Here is a 19,419-nt window from a genome sequence, read left to right as displayed (position 1 = left end):
AGGCTGCCGCCCGACGGAGGAACCCCGGGCCGGGTGCACCGCGCCGGCTACTCCTCCCGGAGCCCCAGGAGACGGGACAGCAGGCCGCGCCGGGGCGGCCGCCGGAGCTCGGTCACGGAGACCGGCTCGCGGCCGAACCTCGCGAGGATCAGGTTGGCCGCCTCGACCGACTCGTCGAGCTCGGCGGCGTGCAGGCCGAACCCCGCCGCGCGGAGCGTGTCCGGCACAGCGCCCGTCGCCAGCAGCGCGCGCCAGTCGGCGGGGGAGAGGGCGAGGAACTCGAGCGCGGGGAACGACGCCACCTGCGTCCGGTCGGCGAGCGAACCGGTGGTGGCTGCGTCCAGGACCCGGACCCGCGGGTGGCCGAGCACCGGCTCGAGGTCGACGGGGGCGTCCACCGCACCCACGACGATCACCTCGGTACCGGCGTCCACGCGGGCGGCGACGTCGGTCCCGTCCCGCGGGTTCAGCCGTGCCACCCGGGTCTCGCTCGCGAGCGGTGGGGAGGCCGTGGTTCCCTCGACGAGGAGCTGCGCCAGGGAGTCCGCGACGAGGCGTGCCCCGGCGGTCTGCTCGTGGTCGAGGTACACGACCTGGCCCACGTAGCCGCGCGGGCCCGGCGCCAGGTCGACGGCGTACACGTTGCCGCCCCAGTCGTGGCCCACCGGGAGCCAGAGCGGCGAGCCGATCGCCGCCTGGACCCGGTCGTCAGGGTCGACCGGCGGCAGCGCGTCGGCGTCGAGCGTCCAGCCCATGAACCGGCGGTCGGGCAGGTACGCCGCTCTCGTCTCGCAGTCGGCCAGGGGGATGAGCCCGAAGCCGTAGAACCCGCCCTCGTCCCCCAGCACGAGGTCACCCTCCGCCGCCGCGCGGTACAGGGCGCGCACCTCCTCCGGCAGGGCCACCCCCAGCAGCGCCTCCGCCGCGGCGAGCTGGTCGTCGTCGGCCCCCGAGGCGTCGGGAAGGCGTTCGCGCACGACCCGCTCCACGCCCGCCGGGTCGGCCGAGGGTGCCACTGTGGTCCCCGGGGCCGCGGAGATGGTCGCGGTGTGCGGCGCCGGGAGGGCACCCTCCACGAGGACGACCTCCTCCACGGCGCCCGACAGCCCTCGCCGCACGTACGGCGGCAGCGTGAGCAGGCGGACCAGGTCCTCGTCGCGGTCGGCGCAGGCGTGCACCACCACGGAGATGCCCTCGGGCGGCACGGCCGCCCGGACCGTCTCGAACGCCGCATCGAGCCCGGCGCGAGGACCGGGCACCGGGCGCCCCGCGCGGGCCGCGGCGGCGGCCTCGCGGGCGCGCTCCCGTTCGAGGGCACGACGACGGTCGTGGTCGCCGTCGTCGCTGAAGCCGCCTCCCCACGCCTGCGGCGAGACCGCCCCCTCGAACACGCTCCTGCGGGTGCCCGGGGGAGCGGACGCGCGCAGCGCGTCGACCAAGGGCTCCCAGATCTGCCAGTCGTGGAGGGAAGTCACCGAGACATCATGGCGGCTCAGCGCTGACGTCTCGCGCTGGGGAACCGATGTGCCCGGATCGTGACCAGAGTCGATGCCCCGGTCACAAATCACCCATATACCGAGCGGTTCATCCTGTACCCCCGATCTCGCGTCACTGCACGATCGCCCAGGACCCGCCATGGGGCGGGTCCGGAAGGGATCACCGACCATGCGTTCTTCCCCGCGCGCCCTCGTGGCGGGCGCGGTAGTCACCGCGCTCACCACGGGCCTGCTGACGGGCACCGCCGCCCCAGCAGCGGCCGACGCCCGCTCGTTCCAGCTCGACCAGTACCTCTACGGCGCCAACTCGAACGTCTACATCGCGTTCGGCTCGCTCAGCCGCGACTGCGACTTCATCGAGACCGCTTCCGACGTCTACGTCGTGCCGACCGGCTCGGTGGGCCCCGGCTCCTCGCTCTCGGACGTGTCCGGCCAGCCCAACACCATCCAGAGCTGGTCCCTCGGCTCCGCCATCATCGACGAGCTGGTGGCCGTCACGGCGCCGGGCGGCACCACCCCCGCGGGGACCTATGACCTCGTCGAGGACACCTGCCAGAACGGCGTCTTCGACGGCTCGGACACGATCCTGACGAACGCCTTCCGCGTCGAGATCCCGAACGGCGTGCCCCCGCTGCCGAACGGCGCGATCCAGCAGATGAAGGCCGGCGCCACGGCGCAGGCCGAGCACTGGAACGACGCAGCGCTCTCGTACGCCGTCCTTTTCACCGCCTACAGCACCTACGAGCTGGTCAGCGCGGCGATGGTCAAGGACATGAAGAGCTTCATGCAGTTCTATCTGACGTACATCTGCAGCACCCCGCTGCTGCCGTCCGACCCCAACGGTGGTCCCGTCACCCCGTGGTGCCCCACGGTGAGCATCCAGGACTCGCTGCGCCTCCAGCTGGAGGTGGTCCGGTCCATCGTCAACAAGGCCAACCACTACGAGGGCATCGCGGCCGACCCGCCCGACCCCGCCTACACGGAACCCATGGCCGCCGGCCCGGTCGCGAGCTTCGGGAGCGGTTCCGCCGCCCCGGTCCAGGCAGCGCTCGACGACTGGTCCGACACCGTCGGCCAGGGCGAGGCGCTGACCGGCGCCTTCCTCGGCTCCCTCGAGAAGTACCAGGGCGCCGCCGAGGCCGGCGACGTGGCCGCCGCGCTCATGCACGCGCGGGACGTCCAGGCGCGCAGCCTCGAGCTCAACGCCGTCCTCCACGACCAGAGCATCGCCGTGAACGAGGTCGCGGGCGCCCTGAACGCCGCCGGCGTCGATCTCGACACCGCGGCGGCCGACCTCCGCGCCTTCCAGGCCCGCGTCGCCGCCGACGGACTCACCGCCGCGGAGGAGCAGGCCCTGCGCAACGCCGGGCTCAGCACCGAGGCCATCGAGGTGCTCACCCAGACCTTCACCGACGAGGTCAGCCTGGAGCACCCGGCCGCGTCGTTCTACGACGTGTTCTCGGACCAGGTGGACGTCAACAACCAGATGGCGTCGGCGTTCGTCGGCATCGCCAACGCGATGAACCCCGTCGTCGCGGACCTGGAGACGGCGCTCGCGGTCTCCGGTGCCACGCCCTACCCCGTCGTCGACGCGGCGGGCCCGTACCCGGCGGCGGTCGGCGCCGCGGCGACCGTGACGTCGTCGTGCACCGGCTGCGTGCAGACCACCTGGGACCTTGACGCCGACGGCGTGTTCGACGACGCCACCGGCGCGAGCACCCCTGTCACCTTCGACGTGGCGGGCCACCGGACCGTCGGCGTGCGGGTGACGGACGCGGCCGGCCGGGCCGGCGTCGACTACGCGACCGTGGTCGTCACCGCGCCCGGCTCGGGCCCGGACCTGACCGCCGACCCCGTCACCACAGAGCCTGCCGAGGTGGTCGCCGGGGCCACCCGGACCTTCACGGCGACCGCGTCCGACGCCGACGGCGACCCCGTCACCGTCAGCTGGACGCTCGACGGTGCCCCGGCGGGGACCGGTCCGACGTACACGTTCACGGCGTCGGCCGCCGGCGGCCTGGTGCACGAGCTCCGGGCGACGGCCACCGACGGCACGACCTCCCGCAGCGCGGTGTGGCTCGTCTCGGTCGTGACGCCGGACGCCGACGGTGACGGGTGGCGCACCGTCGCAGACTGCGACGACACCGCCTCCACCGTGCACCCGCACGCCACCGAGGTGCCGGGCAACGGCGCCGACGACGACTGCGACCCCGCCACCCGCGACTCCGGACCGCCGGACGCGTCCTTCACGAGCGACCCCGACCCGGGCATCGTGGGGGAGCCCGTCACGTTGACGGACACGTCGACCGACCCTGACGGGTCCGTCACGGCACGGGCGTGGGACCTCGACGGTGACGGCTCCGCCGACGCCACGAGCGCGTCCGTCACGTTCACCTGGCAGGCGGCCGGCACCTACCCGGTCACGCTGACGGTGACGGACGACGACGGCGAGCACTCCGTCCTGACGGAGGACGTCACGGTCACGGACCGCCCCGTCGCGGCGTTCACGCACGACCCGGCGGCACCCGAGATCGGCAACGCCGTCACGTTCACCGACGCCTCCACGGACGCCGACGGCGTCACCGCGTGGGAGTGGGACTTCGCCTACGACGGCTCGTTCACGGTGGACAGCACGGAGCAGCACCCGCAGCGCGTCTTCGGCGCGGACGCCGTCGTGGCGCTCCGCGTGACCGACGCCCTCGGCGCCGTCTCGGCGGTCACCACCGCGACGCTCGACGTGTCGGGCCCGCCGGTCGCGGCGTTCGTGCCGCGGCCGGCCGGCGGCGGCACCGACGTGGCGCTGGTCAACCACGGCTCGACGGTGCTCTCGTCGACCAGCCAGAACTCGGCAACGTACCCGGCGCGCGAGATGGTCGACGTCGACTACCCGGCGGGCTCCACGCCGTGGCTGACCGGCAACGGCATGGTCACCGCGCAGAGCGCGACGCTCGGCCTCGCCGACACGTACCTCGTCACCGAGGTGCGGCTGCGCGGCTACGGGTCCACGCAGAAGCCGAAGGACTTCTCCATCGGCGTCTCCACCGCGGGCAGCGCCGACGGCGACTTCACCACCGTGCTGTCGGCCGAGCTGGCGAACAACGCGAACCTCCAGTCGTTCCCGCTGGCGCAGCCCGTGCCGGCGAAGTTCGCCCGGTACACCGCGCACAACAACCGCGGCTCCGCCTCGTACATCGGCACGGAGGAGCTGAAGCTCATCACCGGCCAGGTGGGTGGCGCCACCGTCACCTTCCAGGACCGCTCGCAGGACCCGGACGCCGACCTCGTGTCGTACGCCTGGGACTTCGGCGACGGTGGCACGTCCACGGAGGCGTCGCCGACCCACACCTACGCCGGGCCGGGCACCTACCCGGTCACGCTGACCGTGACGGACGCGGTGGGCCGCACCGCCACGACGACCCTCACCCAGAAGGTCGTCGGCCCGGTGAGCCCCGCGTTCGCCGCGCCGGCCACGCTCGGCGAGGGCAGCAACGGCACGTTCTCCGACACCACCTCGACGCCTGACCGGGCGATCGTGTCCCGCACGATCAACTGGGGCGACGGGACGTCGTCGACCAGCGGCGCCACGGCGCAGAGCCACGCGTACCCCGACCAGGGCACCTACGAGGTTCGCCTCACCCTGGTGGACTCGCTCGGTCAGACGGCGACCGCCACCCGCCAGGTGACCGTCACCAACGGCGCCCCCACGGTCAGTGCGGGCCCCGACGCTCAGCTCCTCGTCGACGGGACGTGGAGCCCGGGCGTCACCGTGAACGACCCCGGCACCGCAGACAGGGCATCGCTCGTGTGCCAGTGGGACTTCGGCGACGGCACCGTCGTCGACGTGACCGCCTGCACCAGCTCGCGGGCGCGCGTGCCGCACACCTACACGGTCGACGGCACGTACACGGCCCGGATCACCGTCACCGACAAGGACGGTGCCAGCGCCGGCGACACGGCGACCGTCACGGTGCGCAAGAGCCGCACCTACCTGTCCGTGTACGCGATCCCCGGCACGGCCGGCGGCGGCGACGTCGACGTGCAGGCCAAGGTCTGGGACCGCGAGGCCTGGGCGCTCCTGCCCGGCGTCCCCGTGACCCTGGACCTCGACGGGCACGCCGTCACCCTGACGACCGACGCGCTCGGCACCGTCTCCGCGACCCTGCCGCTCGCGGCAGCGACCGGGACGCTGACCGCCACGCACGCCGGTGACCGCCTCCGCGCCGCGGCGACGGACACCGACCAGGTGACCACGCTGCTGCGCCCGCCGGGCGACGTGATGTTCCTCGTCGACGAGTCCGGCTCCATGGGCTCGTACCAGACGGCCGTGCGGAACAACATCAACTCGATGTCCGCCCAGCTTGCCGCGAGCATCGACCACCAGATCGGGCTCATCGGGTTCGGCGCGGGTAGCAACCACGACCTGCCCGGCGACCCGGGCTGGATGCCGCACCTGCACATGCCCGTCACCGACAACCTGGCGGACGTGAGTGCGGCCGCGTCCGAGCTCACGCTGACAGGCGGGACCGAGCCCGGACTCAACGCGATCGTCGAGGCGCTCGCCGACAACACGGGCCTGCGTCCCGGCGCCGGCACCTGCGTCGTCCTCGTGGCCGACGAGCCGGTGCAGTCGGCGAACGGGGTGACCCAGGCGCACGTCGCGGCGGCGCTCGCCGCCCGCGGCGCGGTGCTGTACTCGATCATCACGCCGGGCAGCGCGTCCCAGGGCTATCAGGACCTGGCGACGGGCAGCGGCGGCCAGTGGTTCGACATCCGGACCTTCGGCGCCAACCCCGGACCGGTGCTGCAGGCGCTGCTGGAGGGCTGCGTCGCGCAGATCACCCAGCGCCCCGACCTGGTCACGACCGTCGACGACGGTGTGACCGAGGTGGGCGCCGGCACCGAGACCACGTACACCGTGACCACAGACAATTCGGGCGAGGCGGACGCCACCGGCGTCGTCGTGACCGCCGACCTCCCGGCCGGGGCGACGTTCGTCTCCGCCTCGGACGGCGGCGTGCTCGACGGCGCTCGGGTCACGTGGCCGACGTCGGACCTTGTGGCGGGTGGGTCGCTGACCCGCACGGTCAGGGTCAGGGTCGATGCCGGGCACGGCTCCGAGCTCACCGTCACGGCCACCTCGGCCGACGACGGCACGCACGGCGCCGACCTCACCCCCGCCAACAACACCGACTCGGACACCGACACGGTCGTGGCGCCGCCGCGGCTCGTCGTGGTGACCGAGGTGGTGAACGACGCCGGCGGGTCGGCCTCTGCCGATGACGTGGCGGTCCGCGTCAGTGACGCGGGCGGCGTGGTCGCCGGAGGATCGGGCACGACGACGGGCACCACGTTCGTGCTGACTCCCGGCACGTACGGCGTCGGGTCCACGGGCCCGGCGGGCTACACGGCCACGGTGGGCGGCGCGTGCGCGCCGTCGGGCGAGGTCACGCTGACCTGGGGCGACCAGGTCACCTGCCTGATCACGTACGACGACGTCGCGCCCACCCTGACCGTCCAGGTCACGGTGGACAACGCCGAGGGCGGCACGGCCACGGCCGCAGACGTCCTGCTCACGCTCGACGGCGCCGCGGTGCCGGCGGGCGAGGCGGTCACCACCACAGCGGGGTCGCACGCGGTGGCGGCGACCGCCCCGGTCGACTACGTGCTGACGATCGGCGGCGACTGCGCGACGTCGGGCGCGGTGGCGCTCACGCTCGCTCAGGTTGCGGGCTGCACGGTGGTCGCCACGTACGTGGACCCGGACACCGACGGCGACGGCGTGGACGACGGCGAGGACAACTGCCCCGCCGTCGGCAACCCTGGTCAGGGCGACCACGACGGCGACGGCGACGGCGACGCCTGCGAGGAGTGGTCGTACCCGGTGGGCGGCCTGTTCACCGTGGGCGCCGCCGCACCGCACGGCGTGGGCGACACGGTCTACTACTGGGGCTCGCAGTGGGCCCAGTGGGCCGGCTACAACCGCGCGACAGTGAACGGGTTCAAGGGCTACGTGTCGACGTCGCCCACGGCCGCGGCGCCGACGTGCGGTGAGACCTGGACGTCGGGCCCGGGCAACAGCACGGAGCCGCCGGCCGAGGTCCCCGAGTACATGGCCGTGGTGGTCACGTCACCGCTGGCGCACGACAGCAACACCTACTCGGGCGTGGTGGAGAAGATCGTGATCGTCCGGACTGACGGTGCCTACGGCGACTCGCCGGGGCACCCGGGCCGGGGCGAGGTGGTCGCGACGATCTGCGGCTGACCCCCTCCGCCGAGATAGTCACCTCGTCCGACGAGGTGACTATCTCGGCGAGGTCTTCTCGCCGAGATAGTTGCTCCGTCCGACGGAGTGACTATCTCGGCAGCCCGCCGCGCGTCCTGGCCGGGCGCGCCGCCGCTAGGACCCGTAGAATCCGGGCATGGCGGAGGTCCGCGTCTTTGCTGGAACCGGCGGTCAGCGATTCGCACAGGAGATGTGTGCGGATCTCGGCGTGCCCCTGAGCCCCATCAAGATCCAACGCTTCGCGAACGACTGTCTCCAGGTCCAGCTCCTGGAGAACTGCCGGGAGCGGGACGTCTATCTGGTGCAGCCCATCGTGACGCCTACGCAGGAGAACCTCATGGAGCTCCTGCTGATGATCGACGCGGCCAAGGGCGCGTCGGCCGCTCGGATCACGGCTGTCATGCCGCACTTCGCCTACGCGAGGTCCGACAAGAAGGACGCCGCGCGCATCTCCGTGGGCGGGCGCCTGGTCGCCGACCTGCTCGAGACGGCGGGTGTGAACCGCGTGCTCACCATGACCCTGCACGCGCCGCAGGTGCACGCGTTCTTCCGCGTCCCGACGGACCAGCTCAACGCGCTCCGCGAGATCGCGAACTACTTCGCTCCGAGCGACCTGTCGAAGACCACCGTGGTGAGCCCGGATCTCGGTAATGCCAAGAGCGCGAGCGCGTTCGCGAAGATGCTCGGTGTGCCGGTCGCGGCGGCGGCCAAGGAGCGCTTCGACGGGAACCGCGTGGAGATCACGTCCCTGATCGGCGACGTGGGCGGCCGCGACATCATCGTGCTCGACGACGAGATCGCGAACGGCTCCACGATCATCGCCATCCTGGACCTGCTCCGGGAGCACGGCGCCCGCTCGATCCGCATCGCCTGCACGCACGGCATCTTCGCGAACGAGGCGGTGCGCCGCATCGCCGCCGACCCCGACGTGGTCGAGATCGTCACGACGAACACCGTGCCGTCGACGCAGCTCATGGCCCACGACAAGCTCGTGGTCCTGAGCGTTGCGCCCGCGTTCGCCGAGGCGGTGCGCCGTATCCACAGCGGCGAGTCGGTCAGCGCGCTGTTCGACCCGGCGCACGTCTGACCCGTAAACGCCGAACGCCGAGGTAGTGAGTCCGGACGGACTCAGCCACCTCGGCGTTCGTGTCTGCGCTCAGTGACCGGCGCCCGCCGGACGCTCGCCGGCGACGGCCACGGGCCGCCTCAGCTGGAACGCGAGGTACACCGCGCCGATCATGACGACGGCGCCGACGGCGAACGCCAGCCGGGTGCCGCCGGTCATGGCCACGGCGTGCGACGCCCCACCGTCGGTCAGGGACGCCGACCGGAGGGTCATCAGTGCGACGAAGAGCGCCGTGCCCGCCGCGCCGAAGACCTGCTGGGCGGTGGTGATCGTCGCGGACCCGTGCGAGTACAGGTGCGGCTCGAGGGAGTCGAGCGACGTGGTGAACAGCGGCGTGAACACCGCCGACAGGCCGAGGCTGAGCAGCACGTGCGCGCCCAGCACGAAGAACGGCGACGTGCCCGGACCCACCAGGGCGAGCAGGCCGACCGCCACGCCGACCGCCGCGACCCCCGGGACCACGAGCGGCCGGGGACCGACGCGGTCGTAGAGCCGGCCGACGACCGGGCCGAGGAGACCCATCGCCAGACCGCCCGGCAGCAGGATCAGGCCGGACCAGAGCGGGTCGAGACCGAGCGCGTCCTGCAGCAGCAGCGGCAGCAGGATCAACGTGCCGAACATCGCGATCATCGAGACGGACATGATGGACACGCCCGTGCGGAACCCGTGGGCGCGGAACACCCGCAGGTCGAGCAGCGCGTCGTCGGTGCGCTGGAGCACCAGCTGACGCCACACGAACAGGCCGAGGAACGCCACGCCGAGCACGAGCGGGATCACCGGGTGCACCGGCTGCTCGCCGTTCGCCGCCTCGCCCAGACCGGAGAGGCCCCAGACGAGCCCGCCGAACGCGATGAGCGCAAGGAACGGCGACACGGGGTCGAGGCGGTGGTTCTCGCGGTCCACGACGTCGCGCACCCACAGGGCGCCGGCGCCCAGGGCGAGCAGGGAGATGGGCAGCACCACGGCGAAGACGCCTCGCCAGCCCAGCGGGCCGACGACGGCGCCCGACAGCGTGGGACCGAGCGCGGGCGCCGCGGCGATCACGAGGGTGATGTTGCCCATCACCCGGCCGCGCATGTGCTGCGGCACGATCGTCATGATCGTGGTCATGAGCAGCGGCATCATGATCGCGGTGCCGGTGGCCTGGACCACGCGGCCGGTCACGAGGACGGCGAAGCCGGGCGCGAGGAAGGCGAGCGCCGTGCCCGCGCTGAAGAGCGTCATCGCGATCAGGTAGGCGTTGCGTGTGCCGACGCGGTTGATGAGCCAGCCCGTCGCCGGGATGATCACGGCCATCGTCAGCATGAACGCGGTGGTGAGCCACTGGCCTGTGGGCGCCGTAATACCGAGGTCGGCCATGATCGGCGGGAGCGCGACGCCCATGGTGGTCTCGTTGAGGATCACCACGAAGGCGGACGCGAGCAGGAGCGCGATGACCTTGAAGTGCTCCCGCGGGAGGCGGTCGGGGACGGGGGCCTCGGCCGCAGGCGGATGTGTGGCCTCGATCTGTACGGTCATGGTGGTACTCGGTCCCCTCAGCTCTGACGATGGTGCGACGCGAGCGACACTGCACACGACCTACGTCAACAAGACGCAGAACCAGCGTGCGTTATTCCAGGGTGCCGTCGCGACCTGATTTCGTAGACGTCTGCCGACGGCAGAAATCATCGGTCAGGGCCCCGCGGCCTCCGCGGGCTCGGGCGTCCCGTCCACCGGCTCGGTCGCCGCCACGGCGCTCCCGAGCGAGACCCCCTGCTGGAGCATGAAGGGCTCGGGGTCCATCGCGGCGCCGTTCATCCGCACCTCGTAGTGCAGGTGGCAGCCCGACGACGTTCCCGCGCCCGCCGGGTCGATGCGCCGGTCGCCGCCCATGGACGCGATCTGCTGGCCCGCCCGGACGATCTCACCGGTCCGGACGGTCAGCGTGCCGGTCAGCAGGTGACCGTACGTGGTGTCGAGGCCGAGACCGTGCTCGATCCGGATCGTGTTGCCCGTGCCCCACCCGGTGCCCCCCGAGAGCACCACGCGCCCGGCCGCCGCGGCGTAGACCGGGGTGCCGCAGCTCGCAGCGATGTCCTGCCCCAGGTGGTACGTCGAGGCGCCGGCGATCCCCGTGTGCCGGGGACCGTAGCCGCTCGCCTTCCGCCCCACGGCAGGATTGGCCCAGCCGCCCGCGCTGATGGCGGCGTTGCCGACGGAACCGGTGAGGCACGGGGCGGCCGCGGAGGCGGCCAGCGCCTGGAGCTCCTCGGCCGGCGCACCGCTCAGCGTCGACACGAGCGTGACGGCCTGGTCCCAGTACTTGGCGTAGTGGTACGGGTCCGCGTTCCGCTGGGCCTTGTGCGCCGCGACCGTGGGCTCGAGGGCCTGCCACCCGGCCACCGCCAGCAGCCGGTCGTAGAACCGGCCGGACGACTGCACCGGGTCGAGCCGCGACTCGACGGACCCGAACCACTTCTGCTCCTGGAACATGCCGATCGAGCTGGTCAGCGAACCGTCCGGGTTCCGCACCCCGTGGACGTCGTCGCCGTAGGTGAGGTTGCGCAGCCCCGACTCGCCGATCGCCGTCATCACCGCGATGGCTTGCGCCCGGGCAGGGACGCCGCGCTCCTGACCCACCCGGAGGATCACGGCCGCGTTCTGCAGCTGCTCACCCGAGAACCCCGCAGCCGACTCCGGCAGGTTGCCGGCCGGCACCACCGACGTGCCGCCCTGGCACATCGCACCGCCGCTGCTCTGGCTCGACACCACGGCGCCGCCCACCAGCACCACCACACCCACGATCATGGCCGGGATGCCGATCAGCACCGCGCCGATCAGCGCCAGGAGGATCGTCAGCCCGCGCCGCGACGGCTTCTCCGGCGGGCGGGCGGGCCTCACGGACCCTCCGCGCCTGCGCTCGCCGCGCCCGCTGCCCCTGACTCCGGCGGCCGGATCTGCTCGGCCAGCCAGGGCGAGGCGCCGTCGGCGCGCGCGAGGAGCACCGTGTACTCGCCCACGTCGGTGGGCACCGTCACCTCGGTGAGGAGCGTCGACGACTCGTCCACCACCGTGGGCTCGCCGGTCACGGCTCGCACCGGCACGAGGCGCGGGTCCACGTCCTGGTAGACGGGCCGGGCCTGCGGGGTGAGCAGAGGTGACAGGCCCGCCCACCACTCCTCGGGCGGCTGCTCCGCGTCCGCGAAAGCGGCCACCGCGGACCGGGCCGACTCCCGGGCGGCGGCGCGGACGGCGTCGTCCCACCCGGCAGGGGCGGCCGCGGCCGGCGCCGTCGCGTCGAAGTCCGGCTCGGACGTGACGGTCGGTGCGGGGTCGCCCGCGCCGATCCCGGCATCCCCGTCCGGGTCGACGTCGTCGTCGGTCGGCTCGCCGACCTGCGGCTGGACGAGCGGACCGCCGACGCTCGCCTGACCGGTCGGCTCCACCGCGGCAGGGGCGGCGTCCCGTGGCCAGCCGATCCAGGCGAAGACAGCGAGCGCGACGACGCCGAGCGTCACCAGGACCGCCCGCCTCACCGCCGGTACTCCCGTGCCTGCTGGCGCCGGAGCTGACGCTCCGCGTCGGCGCCGTGGACCACGGCGCCGCCCTCGCGCAGCGCGGCGTCGAGCTCGGCCCGCACCCTCGAGCCTGTGCGGGTCTGGCGGTCCATGCCGGCGATGCGGCCGGCGTCACGCACGGTCTTCGCTGCGCGCGCCACCCGGCGCGTGTTCGCCAGCGCCCGCGAGCCCGTCACCGCGGCCGACGTGCCACCGGTGGCGGTGCCGGCGGCCACGTCGATCGCGACGTTGCCCGCGGTGCGCGCCGCGCGGCCCAGCCGCTGCGAGATGCGGTCGCTCGCACGGGGCGACGGTGGCGCTGCGATGGTGGGACCGGACGCGAACGCTGCACCGGCCGTGAGAGACGCCGGCGTGCCGTCGAGGGCGCCGACCCGGGGCAGCTCCGCCGTCGGCCCGGCTGAGCCGAGCGCTCCTGAGCCGGACCCGGCTGAGCCGGACCCAACCCCGCGAGCGGCCGCACCCACCGCCCGGCCCGCGGCGTCCTGCATGGTCCGGGGCGCGGCGTCGATCGCCTCCATGGCGTTGGAGGCTGCGGCGCCACCGGCGGCGGACGTGGCCGCCTCCGCGACCGGCTTGGGGCCGAGGCCGACGCCCAGGTAGCCCTTCACCTTGTCGTAGTTCTTGCCCCACTTCTCCGGGGCCTCCCAGTTGATCTTCGCGGGCGGCGGGACCTTGGACGGGTTGGGTCCCATGGCGGCGAGGCGCTCGGCGATGGTCTTCAGACCCTTGCGGACGCTCGCGCCTGCCACGACGTAGCCCACGGCCCCGGCGATGACCACCGTGTTGAAGAGGTAGAGGCGCACCAGGAACGGGAGGCCGTTGGTGGCTCCGTAGAAGCCGAGCAGCATCTTCATCCACGCGACGAGGAACACCGTCGCGATCGCGACGAGGAAGCAGCCGAGGCCCACGCTCGCGAAGGTCTTGAACAGCGACCCACGGGTGTCGCTGGAGACCACGCCGACGGGGAGCTGCCACAGCAGCTTGATGGCGGACCAGCCGAGCAGCAGCACCGCGAAGATGGTGCCGCCCACGATCACGACGGAGAGCAGCAGGAACACGAAGGCGCTGCTGAGCAGGCTGATCGAGGCGATGACTGTGCCCTCGGTGATCGCCGACGCGGCCTCCGCGTACTGCGGGTTGCACCCGCCGATCGTCTCGGCGGCGTTGTCCTTGCCCACGTTCTGCGTGTAGACGCCCTCGCAGGAGGTGCCGTCGATGACCGCGCCGTAGTTGAGGATCTGGTGCGGTGTGCGCACCAGCGTGTCGACGAGCTGCCCCTTGAGGCCGGAGCGGATCGCGTCGGCGTTCTCCCGGAACGACGCGCCATCCGTCGCGAAGCCCGTCGCGATGTCCATGCCCGCGTCGCGGGACTGCATGATCACGCCGTTGGGACCGGCGATGGTCGCCATGGGGTTGGCGAGGAAGCCCGTCGCGAGAGCGGCGATGACGCAGCCGATCAGGAGCTCCATGAAGCCCCCGGCGTACCTGCCTTTCAGCAGCCAGTAGCCCACCACGAACGCCAGGATGATCAGCGTGAGGCTGAGGATGCCGATCTGGGCCACCATCGACTGGACGATCATCGAGATGCCGGCGAGCGGCGCCAGGATGAAGTTGAGCCAGTCCATGCCGAGCACCCAGTCGAGCACCCACACCTGGACCGAGACGATGTTCTGGTACCAGCCCCAGAAGAGCCGGGTGAGGGTGCCGTAGATCTCGGCGGTCACGTCGGGCAGGGCGAAGAACCCGCTGCCCGTGTCGAACTGGAGGGTGAAGTCCCAGACGGACACCCCGTGGGTGTCGGTGAGATCGATGCCCGAGGTGCCCGCGTCCTCGAGGCGCACGCCGCCCTGGTTCATGATGCGATCACCGTCCCTGCCGAGTTGGTCGGGGTGGTCTTCACGGTGTCGGCGCGCGTCAGTACGAGCGGCGCCATGATCTTGGCCCGGCCGTAGCGGGCCTGGAAGTCGCGGAGCAGGCACTCGCCGCGACGCTCGTCCGGCACGCCGACGATCGAGTCGATGACGGGGGCCGTGTTGTCCGTGATGAGCTTGACGAGGCTCTCGTCCACCGGGGCGTCCGGGGGCAGGCCGTGCAGCCAGCGCAGGCCACGGCGCGCCAGGTTGGCGTCGCGGTGGCGGAGGAGGACTCGGAAGGGGATGAGCCCGCGCACCACCTCGTTGCCGAAGTCCTCCTCGGCGTCGTGGCTACCCATGAGGATCGCCGCCTTGTGCTTGCGGCCGTCCCGGATGAAGGTCGCGATCTCCTCCGCCGCCTCGGGTGACGACATCGACTTCGAGGCCTCGTCGGAGGCGAAGATGTCGAGCCTGGTCCGGTCGGCGAAGCAGCGGTAGCGAGCGATCGAGGCGATGAGCGCGAACATGGCTCGGCCGAACACCTTCTCGGCCTTGAGCTCCGCGAACAGGTGCCCATGCTCCATGTCGGCCTTGGACGGAAGCTGGACCCGGTGGGTGTGCAGCACGATCGCTGGCGCATCGAGGTCGAGCGGAGGCAGGGAGTCGTCGAAGATGGCGCGCCCGAAGTCAAGCTCGGAGAAGATCCGCATCTCGTCGACGAGCTGCTGGGCGCCCGGGAACTCGCAGTCGGTGCTCAGGTGTCGGCCCAGCGCACCGAAACTCGTGATGTCGTGCCGCCACATGTACTCCGGGTGGAGCACCTTGGACAGCAGCACGTTCTGCTCGGACTTGGTGGGGATGGACAACAGCACGGAGAGGAACGAGCGCGCCACACGTGGGGCTTGGGCGAGCGGCAGGATCCGCAGCGGGTCCATCGAGACCGTGGCCTCCTCGGAGATCTCCACCACCTGCGACCCGGGGATCTCGGACACGGCGATGCCCCACTCGCCCATCTCGGTGTGGTCCACCGCGATGAGGGTGGCGCCTCGGTCCACGTTGTCCATGGCGACGGTCTTCATCGAGACCGATTTGCCCGATCCGAGTTCCCCGACAAATCCCATCGCCAGCGCGACGTCCAGCTTGTCCGAGGCCCCCGCAAGGTCCACGAACACGGGGTTGGGACGCGAGGCACCGTTGGAGATCTCCAGCGCGAACAGGGAGCCGGTCCGGTCGCCCAGCTCGGTGGTCGCGAACGGCACGGCGGCGGCGAAGGACCGCGCGGTGGTGATCTGCGAGTACTCGCGCACGACCCGCGGTGTGGGGGTGCCCGGCATCGTGGCCTCGAACAGGGTGGCCTGGATGGTGGGATCGGTGCGGAGCGCGAACTGCATGGACGCGAAGTACTTGGTGAGCGAGCGCGCGTCGTCCACGACGGACTCCGGCGTCGGCCCGGCCACCACGAACATGGTGGTGGCGTCGACCTCGACCTCGAGCTCGTCGGCGTCCATGACCGCCTGGTACTCGCCGAGCGCGCGTGCCGTCGCGTCGAGCGACGAGCCGGCCCGCTCCTCCTCCTCGCGCTGGTCGAACTGGTCGTTCAGGGTGCGCACGGCCCGCCGGTTGCGGCTGGTGACCTCCTCGCGGGAGCGCACGGTCATGCGGATGGCCCAGTCGCAGACCACGCCGCTCTCGTCGAGCCGCCCGATCCACTCGCAGTCGGGGAAGGTGATCCCGCCCGAGGGGGTGTCGGCCAGCACGAGCGTGGTCTGGTACGAGGGTCGTTCCGGGTCCGTCGGGTCCAGCACCTTGACGAACGGGCGCTTGAGGATGGCGACGGGCCCCATCTTGCGCTCGGAGTCGGTCTGGCCTGCCGGGTCCACCAAGGCGGACGGCAGCAGCGACGGCCCGGACAGGTGCAGCTCGGCGTCCAGCGACCCGTCGACAGGCACGGCGGTGTCGAGGCCGAGGCCCCGCTTCATCGAGTGCCCGAAGACCCAGGCCATCTCGGCGACTGACGCCGGCCGCGGATCGAACGCCGACGGCATCTCCTTGCGGAGCGCCTCCGCCTGCGCCGCCCGCACGCCGATGGCGTGCTTCGAGGGAGTGGCCCGCGGCATCATCAGGGCGTCCTTGAGCGTGGCCCAGCTCGCCTGCAGCGGCTCCATGACCGCCGACGCGCCCGGGTTGGCGAGCGGCACGGCGATCCAGTTCACCCGCCGCCCGATCTCGATCTGCTCCAGGAAGTCGAGGGTGGCCTCGCACTCCTCGGCCCACGCTTGGTGCTGCTCCAGGTCGACGCCCGCGATCATCGCCTCCACCACCGACGCCGGGTCGGTGGCAGCGGTGAGCCCCAGGTGCAAGGACTCCCCGCGCAGCGCGCGGTAGAGCGCCGTGTGGTGGCGTCGCGCCGCGTGCTTCTTGTCCTCCGGCTGGAAGGCGTACGGGACGGGGGACACACGCCAGACGGCCCACACGGTCCCGGACCGGGTCCACATGAGGCCGTCCGTCAGGGACGAGATCTGGCTAAGCATCAGGTTCCTCCCGAGGTGCGGCCGGGGCCGCGTCGGTCGTCCGGCGTTGCAGGGCACCGGCGAGCAGCTGCCCGACGCCGGTCAGCTCGGCGGTCTTCCGCCTCGCCTCGGCCTCGGCCGCCTCGAGCGAGACGTCCGGCGGGCTGTCGAGCGACTTCCACGGCGACTCCGCCACCGGCTCCGCCACGAGCCGCGGCAGCATGTCCGCCGGGGTGACCACGGCTACTGGTGACGGGACGGCACGGGCCGGCCGAACGGCGCCCCCACCCCACGAAGCTCCTTGCTGCGCTGCGGACCTTCGCGAGGACCCCGGGGCGTCGGGCACACCCGGCCTGGGGACCGGGGTGACCCGCGCCGCGAAGGCGACACGGTGCGTGAGGAGACGAGCCTTGGGCAGGGTGACCTGCCGGCCGGCGAGCCGGCCCGGGTTGGCCGTGAGGTTGAAAGCGTCCATGACCCAGCCCAGCGGGTTGCGGCCGGTGCTCGGCAGCTTGCCCGCGGCCCAGATGACGCCCACGACGATGCCCACGGCGACGACGACGTTCATGAAGCCGCCCAGGTGCGCCCACAGGGACGTGGTCTTCCAGAGGACGAACGCGGTCAGCGCGCCCGCCCCCACCTGGGTGAAGGTGTACGGCCCGCCCCAGATGCGCGCGCCGCTCGGCATCTTCCCCACCAGCAGGGGGATCCGCCGTGCCTTCGTGTAGAACTTCGCCGTCTCCACCCGGCTACCTCCTCAAGTCAGGTGCGTCGGCGTCAGACGATCGACTGCGAGGTCACGACCGGCGGCGCGGAGCTGCCGAACTCGTCGTCCGTGAGGTCCTTCGTCACGTTGATGCCGCCGTTGACGAGCCACAGCACCACGCCGCCCACGATCGCGGACATGATGATGGCGGCGATCGACATCTTCGACTTCACGGCCGTGATCACGACCATGAGGATCACGACGACGAAGGTCACGGACTCGATCGCGCCCTTGACCTCCTCCGACTTGACGGTGATGAGGTCGAGGAACCCGTCGGCGCGGACAGGGCCCGCCGCGAGCGCCACATCGGCCGCAGAGGCCAGCAGGTCAACCATCATGAGCTCTCTCCTTCGGTCTCCTGGCCGGCGGTGCCGGTCCCGGGGTTCTCCTTGATACGCACGGCGCTGTCGACGCCGGCAACCTCCCAGCGACCGTCACGCGCGACGAGCGTGAGGGTGTACTGCGAGGTGGTCTTCTGCCCGTCGGGGCGGGTCAGCTCGGCGGTCGCGAGCACGTAGGTGCCGTCACCCTCGCCGGGCTCGTCGGGCGCCTCGTGCGACCCGGACAGGTTCCGCACGGTCACCGCGCTGTAGGGGGCGGGCTGCACCGCCGAGATCGCGGCACCCGGCCGGGTGTAGCGGGTGATGTCCCCGTCGGCGGCGAGCATGGCCGCGAGGAAGCTCGCGACCGACTGGCCGGCCTCGCCCGTGGGCGAGATCGTCTCCGGGTAGTCCAGCTCGGGGGCGGTCGCCGCGGCGGGTCCGGGCACGGGCGCGGGCAGCGCGAGCGCGTCCACGGCCACGGACTCGTCCGTGACGGCCACGTGCACCGGCACCTGGAAGTAGCGGCGCACCCACACGAGCGACGGCTCGGCCGGGGGGGTGGCCCCCGCCGCGACCGGCGCCGGCTCCGCGACGTCCACGCCCACGGTCACCGACCAGGTGCCGCCGCCCTGCGGCGCCACCTGCGCCACGGACGAGTCGCGGATCGTCAGGCCAGTCTCGGGCAGCGTCGCCACCGTGACGGCCACGAGCGACTCCACGAGCTGCTGGTCGTCGCGGTCGGCCCGCAGCCACGTCTCCACCAGCTCCACGGCGCGCTCGCCCGCGGCGGAGCTCGCCGCGTACTGCGTGCCGCCGCTCGCCACGGACGTGGCAGCGGGCGCAGGGCGCAGCGCCACCCAGGCGAGCGCGAGCGGCCCGCAGGCGATCGCCACGCCCAGCGCGACCGCCCACGCCTTGGTGACCATCGCCGGGCCCTGGGTCCATTCGACGACCTGGGGCAGCTCGCCGTCCACGCCGTCCTGGTCGTCGCCCGACGGCGGGTCGCCCGCCCCGGGCGCACGGCTCGCCTCCTGCCCGGCGCTCGCGGGCAGGGTGGCCGGCGCTCCGCGCCGGTCGCGCCGTCGGACCAGGAGGGAGGTCATCGTGCGCGCACCTTCTTCTCCAGGTCGGCGTCGATCCGGTCGCGGGCGGCGCGGGCAGCCCGGGCGCGCGCGCTGTCCAGCACGGCGCTGAGACGGGTGGTGGTGTCGTCCTCGCCGAGCGGGTCGACGTCGAGGGCGGCGACGAGGGCGCGCACGACCGGCGCCACCTCGTCTCGCGCGGTGTGCACCTCGGCGGTGTCGCGCAGCAGGCCCCATGTGCGGTCGAACGCCTCGTCCTCGAGCTCGTCGGTGGCCGTCTCGAGGGCCGGGTCGAACTTGTCCTCGCTCATCTCGCCTCTCCTCGCTCCCTCTCCTGAAGCACGTCGTCTACACCCGCTGACAAATGGCGTGGGAGCCGCTCGTGTGACCGCACACGCCGACGACACGCAGGCGTTGTGACCC

The 19,419-nt window shown here is 72.5% G+C and carries 12 protein-coding genes; 2 read left to right on the top strand and 10 right to left on the bottom strand.

The features are described 5' to 3' along the window. Window positions 1–47: 47 nt before the first annotated feature. Entirely contained in the window at window positions 48–1,475 is a 1,428-nt protein-coding gene (locus D1350_RS08850) for an SMI1/KNR4 family protein (protein ID WP_164545088.1), read from the bottom strand. A 190-nt stretch (window positions 1,476–1,665) separates the two neighbouring features. On the opposite strand from D1350_RS08850, the gene D1350_RS08845 reads away from it, so the two are divergent. Both D1350_RS08845 and D1350_RS08840 read left to right on the top strand, forming a co-directional pair. Further along, window positions 1,666–7,758 carry a PKD domain-containing protein gene (locus tag D1350_RS08845; RefSeq protein ID WP_125775624.1) on the top strand — a complete coding sequence of 2,031 codons (6,093 nt, stop codon included), beginning with the start codon at window positions 1,666–1,668 and terminating at the stop codon, window positions 7,756–7,758. A 157-nt stretch (window positions 7,759–7,915) separates the two neighbouring features. Next, window positions 7,916–8,866, top strand: coding sequence for a ribose-phosphate diphosphokinase (locus D1350_RS08840; RefSeq protein ID WP_125775623.1), 951 nt, complete (start codon window positions 7,916–7,918; stop codon window positions 8,864–8,866). Window positions 8,867–8,935: 69 nt separating this feature from the next. Here D1350_RS08840 and D1350_RS08835 read toward each other — a convergent pair whose 3' ends face one another. From D1350_RS08835 to D1350_RS23645, 9 genes are all read right to left on the bottom strand, one after another. Further along, window positions 8,936–10,423, bottom strand: coding sequence for a DHA2 family efflux MFS transporter permease subunit (locus D1350_RS08835; protein ID WP_125775622.1), 1,488 nt, complete (start codon window positions 10,421–10,423; stop codon window positions 8,936–8,938). A gap of 153 nt (window positions 10,424–10,576) precedes the next feature. Then, window positions 10,577–11,785 carry a M23 family metallopeptidase gene (locus D1350_RS08830; RefSeq protein ID WP_125775621.1) on the bottom strand — a complete coding sequence of 403 codons (1,209 nt, stop codon included), beginning with the start codon at window positions 11,783–11,785 and terminating at the stop codon, window positions 10,577–10,579. Then, window positions 11,782–12,420, bottom strand: a complete 639-nt coding sequence (locus D1350_RS08825; protein ID WP_125775620.1) for a hypothetical protein — start codon at window positions 12,418–12,420, stop codon at window positions 11,782–11,784. Before D1350_RS08825 ends, D1350_RS08830 begins: the two co-directional genes overlap by 4 nt. Beyond that, the gene (locus D1350_RS08820; protein WP_125775619.1) at window positions 12,417–14,318 is read right to left on the bottom strand and encodes a DUF1700 domain-containing protein; all 1,902 of its coding nucleotides are present in this window, start codon (window positions 14,316–14,318) and stop codon (window positions 12,417–12,419) included. Before D1350_RS08820 ends, D1350_RS08825 begins: the two co-directional genes overlap by 4 nt. Further along, the gene (locus D1350_RS08815) at window positions 14,315–16,846 is read right to left on the bottom strand and encodes an ATP-binding protein (protein WP_125775618.1); all 2,532 of its coding nucleotides are present in this window, start codon (window positions 16,844–16,846) and stop codon (window positions 14,315–14,317) included. Before D1350_RS08815 ends, D1350_RS08820 begins: the two co-directional genes overlap by 4 nt. Continuing rightward, the gene (locus D1350_RS08810; protein ID WP_125775617.1) at window positions 16,839–17,570 is read right to left on the bottom strand and encodes a hypothetical protein; all 732 of its coding nucleotides are present in this window, start codon (window positions 17,568–17,570) and stop codon (window positions 16,839–16,841) included. Before D1350_RS08810 ends, D1350_RS08815 begins: the two co-directional genes overlap by 8 nt. Window positions 17,571–17,602: 32 nt before the next feature. Beyond that, entirely contained in the window at window positions 17,603–17,929 is a 327-nt protein-coding gene (locus tag D1350_RS08805; protein ID WP_125775616.1) for a hypothetical protein, read from the bottom strand. Then, the gene (locus D1350_RS08800) at window positions 17,926–19,017 is read right to left on the bottom strand and encodes a conjugal transfer protein (protein WP_164545087.1); all 1,092 of its coding nucleotides are present in this window, start codon (window positions 19,015–19,017) and stop codon (window positions 17,926–17,928) included. Before D1350_RS08800 ends, D1350_RS08805 begins: the two co-directional genes overlap by 4 nt. After that, window positions 19,014–19,307 carry a hypothetical protein gene (locus D1350_RS23645; protein ID WP_164545086.1) on the bottom strand — a complete coding sequence of 98 codons (294 nt, stop codon included), beginning with the start codon at window positions 19,305–19,307 and terminating at the stop codon, window positions 19,014–19,016. The genes D1350_RS08800 and D1350_RS23645 overlap by 4 nt, the downstream gene beginning before the upstream one ends. Window positions 19,308–19,419: the final 112 nt, after the last annotated feature.

It is taken from the genome of Antribacter gilvus, assembly GCF_003946865.1.
In the GTDB taxonomy this organism is placed as follows: domain Bacteria; phylum Actinomycetota; class Actinomycetes; order Actinomycetales; family Cellulomonadaceae; genus Antribacter; species Antribacter gilvus.
Note: the sequence above shows the minus strand (reverse complement) of the source record. Positions and strands in the feature narration are given on the sequence as shown.

Coding starts and splice junctions, on each gene's coding strand:
- D1350_RS08845 (WP_125775624.1), top strand. CDS start 1,666: ATGCGTTCTTCCCCGCGCGCCCTCGTGGCGGGCGCGGTAGTCACCGCG.
- D1350_RS08840 (WP_125775623.1), top strand. CDS start 7,916: ATGGCGGAGGTCCGCGTCTTTGCTGGAACCGGCGGTCAGCGATTCGCA.
- D1350_RS08835 (WP_125775622.1), bottom strand. CDS start 10,423: ATGACCGTACAGATCGAGGCCACACATCCGCCTGCGGCCGAGGCCCCC.
- D1350_RS08820 (WP_125775619.1), bottom strand. CDS start 14,318: ATGAACCAGGGCGGCGTGCGCCTCGAGGACGCGGGCACCTCGGGCATC.
- D1350_RS08815 (WP_125775618.1), bottom strand. CDS start 16,846: ATGCTTAGCCAGATCTCGTCCCTGACGGACGGCCTCATGTGGACCCGG.
- D1350_RS08805 (WP_125775616.1), bottom strand. CDS start 17,929: ATGATGGTTGACCTGCTGGCCTCTGCGGCCGATGTGGCGCTCGCGGCG.
- D1350_RS08800 (WP_164545087.1), bottom strand. CDS start 19,017: ATGACCTCCCTCCTGGTCCGACGGCGCGACCGGCGCGGAGCGCCGGCC.
- D1350_RS23645 (WP_164545086.1), bottom strand. CDS start 19,307: ATGAGCGAGGACAAGTTCGACCCGGCCCTCGAGACGGCCACCGACGAG.